9 protein-coding genes are annotated in these 7,309 nt (G+C 69.5%); 2 read left to right on the top strand and 7 right to left on the bottom strand.

The genetic code is table 11. The features are described 5' to 3' along the window. Positions 1-16 precede the first annotated feature (16 nt). Together NA4_RS27580 and NA4_RS27575 are read left to right on the top strand one after the other, a co-directional pair. Positions 17-2,128, top strand: a complete 2,112-nt coding sequence (locus NA4_RS27580; RefSeq protein WP_067476274.1) for an amylo-alpha-1,6-glucosidase — start codon at positions 17-19, stop codon at positions 2,126-2,128. A gap of 97 nt (positions 2,129-2,225) precedes the next feature. Continuing rightward, a complete protein-coding gene (locus NA4_RS27575; RefSeq protein WP_067476269.1) occupies positions 2,226-2,414 on the top strand; it encodes a hypothetical protein in 189 nt (62 codons plus the stop codon). A gap of 67 nt (positions 2,415-2,481) precedes the next feature. On the opposite strand, the gene NA4_RS27570 is transcribed toward NA4_RS27575, so the two are convergent. From NA4_RS27570 to NA4_RS27540, 7 genes are all read right to left on the bottom strand, one after another. Continuing rightward, positions 2,482-2,937, bottom strand: coding sequence for a DUF350 domain-containing protein (locus tag NA4_RS27570; protein WP_067476267.1), 456 nt, complete (start codon positions 2,935-2,937; stop codon positions 2,482-2,484). Positions 2,938-3,001: 64 nt separating this feature from the next. Next, a complete protein-coding gene (locus NA4_RS27565) occupies positions 3,002-4,165 on the bottom strand; it encodes a glutathionylspermidine synthase family protein (RefSeq protein WP_067476265.1) in 1,164 nt (387 codons plus the stop codon). Next, a complete protein-coding gene (locus NA4_RS42855) occupies positions 4,166-4,972 on the bottom strand; it encodes a hypothetical protein (protein WP_245671617.1) in 807 nt (268 codons plus the stop codon). 31 nt (positions 4,973-5,003) lie between these two features. After that, positions 5,004-5,282 carry an acylphosphatase gene (locus tag NA4_RS27555; RefSeq protein WP_067476263.1) on the bottom strand — a complete coding sequence of 93 codons (279 nt, stop codon included), beginning with the start codon at positions 5,280-5,282 and terminating at the stop codon, positions 5,004-5,006. After that, complete coding sequence (locus NA4_RS27550) at positions 5,282-5,743, bottom strand: OsmC family protein (RefSeq protein ID WP_067476261.1); 462 nt, start codon at positions 5,741-5,743, stop codon at positions 5,282-5,284. Before NA4_RS27550 ends, NA4_RS27555 begins: the two co-directional genes overlap by 1 nt. 96 nt (positions 5,744-5,839) lie before the next feature. Further along, complete coding sequence (locus tag NA4_RS27545) at positions 5,840-6,568, bottom strand: response regulator (protein WP_281180071.1); 729 nt, start codon at positions 6,566-6,568, stop codon at positions 5,840-5,842. Continuing rightward, positions 6,565-7,309 (bottom strand): sensor histidine kinase (locus NA4_RS27540; RefSeq protein ID WP_245671616.1); only part of this gene is annotated, 745 nt, incomplete at its 5' end. The genes NA4_RS27540 and NA4_RS27545, both read right to left, overlap by 4 nt.

Genomic DNA, 7,309 nt, shown 5'->3' with positions numbered 1-7,309 from the left:
GAGCGGTACCCCACCATTGAGTCCCGCCCCCCTGAATTCCGGTGAACCGGCCGGGTTCGGGGGGTGCGGTTCGGTGACCCTGGTGGAGGGCGGCACGTTCTGCCTGTCGAACCGGCTCGGCGATGTGGAGCCGGGCAAGCCGCACGGGTTGTTCTTCCGCGACGCGCGCGTGCTGTCCCGCTGGGAGTTGCTGGTGAACGGCAAACCCGCCGAGTCCCTTTCGGTGCTGAGTCCGGAGGCGTTCGCCGCCAGGTTCGTGTTGCGCAGGCCGCCGCAAGCGGGCCTGGCCGACAGCACGCTGCTGGTGGTGCGCGAACGGATCGTCGCCGACGGCATGCACGAATTGCTCACCCTGGAGAACATGGGGCGCGAGCCGACGGCGGTGCTGCTGGAGTTGCATGTGGACGCCGATTTCGTCGACCTGTTCGCGGTGAAGGAGGGCCGGGCCGGACACGCGAGGGCCGACGTGACGGTCGCCGACGGCGAACTGGTGTTGCACGACCATGCCGACCGCACCCGCGGGATCTCGATCTCGGCCACGGTGGATCCCCAGGTGATGCCGGGCACGCTGCTGTGGCGAGTGATCGTGCCGGTCGGCGAGTGCTGGCAGACCGAGATCATCGCCCAGCCCACGGTGGGCAATCAGCGCTTCCAAGCGGTCGCTCCCGGTGAGCACTATGGCATCAGCGCGCCGGGCCGGAAGATCGAGGCGTGGCGGGATACCGCCACCGATATCGCCGCATCCGATCCGGTGCTCACCCGGGTGCTGCGCCGCACCGAAAGCGATCTGGGCGCGTTGCAGATTCACGACGAATCCGGCGACGCCCGCCCGTTCGTCGCCGCGGGCGCGCCGTGGTTCATGACCCTGTTCGGTCGCGACAGCCTGCTCACCGCGTGGATGGCGCTGCCCTTGGAAGTCGACCTCGCGCTGGGCACCCTGCAGCAGCTGGCGGAACTGCAAGGGCAGGAGGTGAACCCGCTCACCGAAGAGGAGCCGGGACGCATCATGCACGAAATGCGCCGCGGCCCGGCCGGGGGCCAGGTGCTCGGCGGCAACATCTACTACGGAAGCGCCGACGCCACGCCGCTGTTCGTGATGCTGCTCGCCGAATGCCACCGGTGGGGCGCCGATCCCGAGGCGATCCGGCAACTGCTGCCTGCCGCCGACGCCGCGCTGCGCTGGATCACCGACTACGGCGACCGCGACGGCGACGGTTTCGTCGAGTACCGCCGCGCGACCGACCGCGGACTGGTCAACCAGGGGTGGAAGGACAGCTTCGACGGAATCAACGACGCCTCCGGCCATATCGCCGAGGCGCCCATCGCGCTGTGCGAGGTGCAGGGGTATGTGCACGCGGCGCTGCTGTCCAGAGCCGAGTTGGCCGACGCCTTCGACGATCCGCGGCTGGCCGCCCAACTGCGCGAGCGCGCCGCGGAATTGCGCGGCAAGTTCGCCGAGCAGTTCTGGCTGCCCGACCGCGGCTGGTACGCCGTGGCGCTGGACGGCGGCAAGCGACAGGTCGACGCGCTGACCAGCAATGCGGCGCACTGCCTCTGGTCGGGTATCGCAAGTGACGAGCACGCGGCCGAACTGGTGCGGCATATGGGATGTCCGGAGATGGACTCCGGGTTCGGACTGCGCACCTTGGCGTCGAACATGGGCGCCTACAACCCGATGAGCTACCACTGCGGCTCGGTCTGGCCGCACGACACGGCGATCGCGGTCGCCGGCCTGCTGCGTTACCAGCACGTGCCGGGCGCGGTCGACCTCGCGACGCAGCTGGCCGTCGGATTGCTGGACGCGGCAGCGGTGTTCGACGGGCGGCTGCCGGAGTTGTTCTGCGGTTTTCCCCGGTCGCGGTTCGCCACCCCGGTCCCGTATCCGACGTCCTGTTCGCCGCAGGCGTGGGCGAGCGCCGCGCCGCTGCTGCTGGTGCGCGCGTTTCTCGGGCTCGAACCGGACGCTCCGACCCGGACGCTCACCGTGCGCCCGCACCTTCCCGAGCGGTGGGGGAGGGTTTCGCTGCGCGCGCTGCGCCTCGGCGCGGTCACCGTCGACCTGGAGGTGGAGGGCACCGAGATCACCGCGGCGCGGCTACCCGAAGACTGGCGATTGGTGACCCGATGACAAGGCCCGATTGCCGAAAGCCGCGAAGGGGTATGCCTCCGGCGTAAGGATGTTGGCAAGCCTTCTCGCACTGAAACGCAGGCATGGGAGGTGCACGATGCAGACATCGCTGGATATGCAGGACCTGTGGCGCACGCAGCACCGGGACTGCACCGCGGAGCCCACGACCGGCCTCGACCTGGACCGCGCGCTGTTCATCCGCGGTGTGCACGCAGGTCACGGCCCGGAGTGCCGCCAGTACCTCGCGGCGGCGGCGTATTGCCTCGATCATCTGGACGACACCTGACCGACCGGCTCGCACCGGCGAAGCGGGCGCGAGCGTGCCCCGCGATGACCTCCGCCTGCGGTGACCGCTACAGAATCGCGAAGGCGACGACCAGCCCGAGCGCGAAATGCGCGGCCGCCACGACGAGGACGTCGGCGGTGTAGGTCTCGGCGTGCAACGCGGCGCCGATGTCGATCCCGAGCGCCCGCTCGATGACCCGCACCGAGATGACCTGCGCGACAATGCCCACCAGACCGAACACCAGCGCCGCGATCAGGCCCTCGGAGAGCCTGCCGCCGCCGCCCACCGCGAAGATGGCGAGCACGACGATGAACGCCATGCTGATCATGCCGGCGGCGGTCACGATGATGGCGTTCGGCTTGCCCGCCACCACCAGCTTGCGCAGCTTGCCCGGCGTGGTCAGGTCGACGGCGTAGAAGCCGACGAGCATGAGCACCAAACCGACGAGGGCGTAGAGGATGATCGCTCCCACACCCTCGCCCAGCGAGCTCCAGTACCCCGATTCCAGGGCGACTGCGGTCATCTTGATCCTTCCGAGATGGGTTGGCCTGCGGCCGAGGCGGATTCGTGTTTGTCGGTGACGATGCTCAGTCGGTGATGCGGTGCGGGACGAAAGCGGAGCCGTCGTCGGTGATCAGTCCCGCGGTCTCGCGGATGCCGAGGCCGGCCGCGGTGTCGCCGACGATCCACGCGCCGAGCACCGGGCGCATGTCGTCGAACTCCGGTAGCGGGTCGAGCAATTGGTACACGTAGCCTTCTTCGCCGTAGACGCCACCGGTGGCGGTCTCCAAGCCGGCGCCGACGATGGTCATGTTCGCCCCCTCGCGGCCGAGCTTCGGCTTACGGATGTACTCGGTGAGCTCATGAGGCCGGTCGAGATAGGCGGGCAGCAGATTCGGGTGGCCCGGGTACATCTCCCACAGCACCGCGAGGATCGCCTTGTTGCTCAGCAGCGTCTTCCACAGCGGTTCGACCCACGTGGTCTGCGGCAGGCTGTCCACCACGCGCTTGCCGAAGTCGTCGTCGAGCACCCATTCCCAGGGGTAGAGCTTGAAGATCGCCTCGATCGGCGCCTCGGCCAGGTCGACGAAACGCTCCAGCTCCGAATCGAACCCGACCTCCTCGATCGGCAGCGCGACGGTGTCGAACCCGGCCTCGGCCGCGGTCTCCTGCATATAGGCGGTCGTGACGTTGTCCTCACCCGTGGCGTCCGCGCCGGACCAGGTGAAATGCAGCTGCGGGGTGGGCAGCACGTCGCGCAGCGCGCCCCACCGCTCGACGAGCTTCTCGTGCAGCGAGTTCCACTGGTCGCCGCCGGGGTAGCGGTCGGTGAGCCAGTGCCACTGCACGATCGCCGCCTCCAGCAGCGAGGTGGGGGTATCGGCGTTGTACTCCAGCAGTTTCGCCGGGCGGCGCGCGTCGTAGCGCAGGTCGAAGCGTCCGTAGACGTGCGGATCGGAGCGTTTCCAGGATTCCGCGATCGGACCCCAGCTCCATTCGGGCAGGCCGAAATCGGCGAACCGCTCGGTGAGCACGATGTGCTCCACCGCGTTCAGGCACATCGAGTGCAGCAGTTCGACATCGGCCTCCAACGCGAGGATCTCCGGCATCTCGAACTCGTAGTGGACCGATTCGTCCCAGTACGGCCGCGGCTGCCCGCTGGCATCCCGTCCCGGGGAACCGTAGACCAAGCCCTGGCTTTCGATGATCTGCTGCCAGCCCGGCCGGGGCGTGTCCCGTACGCGCCGCATCTACGATCCTCCGCCGGTGCTCTTGCTGCCCAATCCGCCGCGCTGGATGGTGGCGCCACTCTTGGTCTTGATCTCGGCGCCCTTCGGCTTGATCGTGGTGCCGCCGGTGGGTGGTTTGCCGATGGTGCCGGTGCCGCCGTAGTGGTAGCGGTACTGCGGTCCGCCGCCGAGGATGATCACGCCCGGTCCGCTGGAGAAGCCGGGACGGCCTTCGCCGCAGTGGGAGTCGTCGACCACGACCTCCTGGCCGTTCTCGGCCTTCACGCAGTACGCCGTGACCCGGTCCGGCGCGGCGAGAGCGCGATAGGCGAGGTAGCCGCCGCCGACCAGACCGGCGACGCCGACGATGGCGACACCGCCGATCATGACCCGCTTGCGCTTGCGCTTCTTGGCCTCCTCGGTCGCCGCGGCCGCGCGCTGTGCTTCTTCGGCGCGCCTGCGCGCCTTGTCTCTGGCTCGTGCCTCGGCCACCGTGGGCGGCCGCGGCTGCGTGATGCCTGCTTCCTGACGCTGCACGCTGCCGCGCCGGGGCACTCCGGGCTGTTGTTCCGGGGCGCCCTCTGCGGGCTCCTGGCCCGTGCCCGGCGGCACCGAAGTCGGCGTCGACCAGTCGACCTCCGGCGGTTGCGCGGGTCCGCTGGGCGCGGATACGGGCGTCGACCAGTCCGTGCCGCCGGACGGGGGTGTCGACGGCTCTGTCTGGTCGGCTGACTCGGGCGTGGTCGCAGGCGTCGGCCGGTCTTCGGCCGGTCGCTCGGATTGGGCGTCGTCTCGATCTCTGCCGTCACCCGGATTCCGCGTATTCACCGCTGTTCCCCCCTCGTCGCCCGAATCACCACTACCGCTCCTCGAAACCCGTCAAATCACCCCGCGCGGGCTCCCAGCTTTCCACAACCAACCGCACCCGACCAGGTGTATCCCCCGAACGCAAGAGGTCGAGCAACCGCTCGCAGGCCGGGCGCGGGCCCTCCGCGACCACGTGCACCCGGCCGTCGGGGGCGTTGGTCGCGCGCCCGGCCAGCCCGAGCTCCAGCGCACGGGCGCGGGTCCACCAGCGGAATCCCACGCCTTGGACCAGGCCGTGCACCCATGCGCTCAACCGGATGGCGTCGTCCATCAGGCCTCGATGTCGAACGACAGCGTCACCTTCGATCCCGCTTTGAGCGTCCGGCCCACGGTGCACACCTTGTCGATCGCGCGCTGCACGGTGACCAGCAACCGTTCCCGCGCCTCGTCGTCCAGTTCGCTGAGGTCGAGCTCGAATACCTCCTCCAGTTGCGGGTAGACCTCGTTCTCCCGGTCGGCGTCGCCGGAGACCCGGATGGTCGCGTCGAAGCTGTCGCCCAGCTTGCGCGACAGCGCGAAGTCCGCGCTGAGTCCCGAGCAAGCGGCCAGGGCGATCTTCAGCAGCTCACCGGGGGTGAACACACCGGGAACACCCTGCGAACCGATCAGGACCTCGGCGCCGCGGGAGCTGCGGCCGGTGTAGGCCCTGGTTCCGGTGCGCTCGACCCACAACGTGGTCGGTTCCGGCGCGGTCGGCGCCGCGGTGGCGGTGGTAGCGGTCTGTTCAGCCATGGGTTCGATCCTGCCATTCTCGTCGCGATCGGCTCGCGCCTGGCAACGCGGCGCCAAGCCGCGCCATTCCGGACGGCTGGTTGCTGGTGGCTGGGATTACTCCTGGAAGCGGTAGCCCATACCCGCCTCGGTGAGCAAGTGCTTCGGGTGCGACGGATCGTCCTCCAGCTTGCGCCGCAACTGAGCCAGATACACCCGCAGATAGTGCGTCTCGGTGGCGTAGGACGGGCCCCACACCTCCCGCAGCAGTTCGCGGCGCCCGACCAGCTTGCCGCGGTTGCGCACCAACATCTCCAGCATGCCCCACTCGGTCGGCGTCAGGTGCACCGTCTCGCCGCGCTTGGTCACCTTTTTGGCGGCCAGATCGACGGTGAACGACGCGGTCGTCACGACGGGAGCCGAGGAGTCGCCGTCGGCGGCGCCGCGGCGCACCGCGGCACGCAGCCGCGCCAGCAGTTCGTCCATGCCGAACGGCTTGGTGACGTAGTCGTCGGCGCCCGCGTCCAGCGCCTCGACCTTGTCGGCGGAGTCGGTTCGCGCGGACAGCACGAGCACCGGCGCCGAGGTCCAGCCGCGCAGCCCGGCGAGCACCTCGATGCCGTCCATGTCGGGTAGGCCCAGGTCGAGGATCACCACGTCCGGATGCCGGTCGGCGGCCGCGCGCAGGGCCGCGGCACCGGTGGCCGCGGTGATCACCTCGTAGCCGCGGACCGACAGATTGATCCGCAACGCGCGGACGATCTGCGGTTCGTCATCGACCACGAGTACCTTCGTCGCCACCGCCTCGGGCGTTTTCGTCACGACCGCCGCCTCCCGTGTCGTCACACCTCACCTCCTGCGCTCATCGTCTCCTGCTCGACCTCGCCTGTCGCGCCATTGGAGTTCGGCACGTCATCGGCCGGTAGATCGACGAGCATGGTCAATCCTCCCCCTGGGGTCGGCTCGGCGTGCACCGTGCCGCCCATCGCCTCCACGAACCCACGCACCACCGAGAGGCCGAGCCCGACGCCGGTGGTGTTGTCCCGGTCCCCGAGGCGCTGGAACGGCTCGAACAGCTGCTCCTCCGTGCCGGGCGGCACGCCGGGACCGGCGTCGACGACGGTGATCGAGGCGCGGTCGCCGGTGCGTTCCGCGGCGACCCGGACCGTGCTGTCGCGCGGCGCGTGCCGCAGTGCGTTGTCGATCAGGTTGGCCAGCACTCGTTCCAGCAGACCGCTGTCCGCACGCACCGAGACGTCGCCGACCTCGACCTTCACCCGGTCCATTGCCGCGCGCCGCAACCCGCGGGCGCCCATGCCGACGCTCACCAGGGCGCGGTGAACCGCCTCGTCCAGATACACCCGCCGCAGCTGCGGCGTGACCACGCCGACGGCCAGCCGCGACGAGTCGAGCAGATTGCCCACCAGCGCGGTGAGCTGATCCACCGATTCCTCGATCGTCTCCAGCAGTTCGGCGGTGTCCTCGGCGGAGAATTCGATGTCATCGCTGCGCAGGCTGGACACCGCCGCCTTCGCTCCGGCCAAGGGTGTGCGCAGGTCATGGCTGACCGCCGAGAGCAGCGCCCGC

Source organism: Nocardia amamiensis NBRC 102102 (assembly GCF_001612745.1).
GTDB classification, from domain to species: Bacteria; Actinomycetota; Actinomycetes; order Mycobacteriales; family Mycobacteriaceae; genus Nocardia; species Nocardia amamiensis.
This window is presented reverse-complemented; position numbering and strand designations above follow the sequence as displayed.

What these genes read in the sequence shown, in the direction of transcription:
- NA4_RS27575 (WP_067476269.1), top strand. Translation starts at nt 2,226, where the DNA reads ATGCAGACATCGCTGGATATGCAGGACCTGTGGCGCACGCAGCACCGG.
- NA4_RS27570 (WP_067476267.1), bottom strand. Translation starts at nt 2,937, where the DNA reads ATGACCGCAGTCGCCCTGGAATCGGGGTACTGGAGCTCGCTGGGCGAG.
- NA4_RS27565 (WP_067476265.1), bottom strand. Translation starts at nt 4,165, where the DNA reads ATGCGGCGCGTACGGGACACGCCCCGGCCGGGCTGGCAGCAGATCATC.
- NA4_RS27555 (WP_067476263.1), bottom strand. Translation starts at nt 5,282, where the DNA reads ATGGACGACGCCATCCGGTTGAGCGCATGGGTGCACGGCCTGGTCCAA.
- NA4_RS27550 (WP_067476261.1), bottom strand. Translation starts at nt 5,743, where the DNA reads ATGGCTGAACAGACCGCTACCACCGCCACCGCGGCGCCGACCGCGCCG.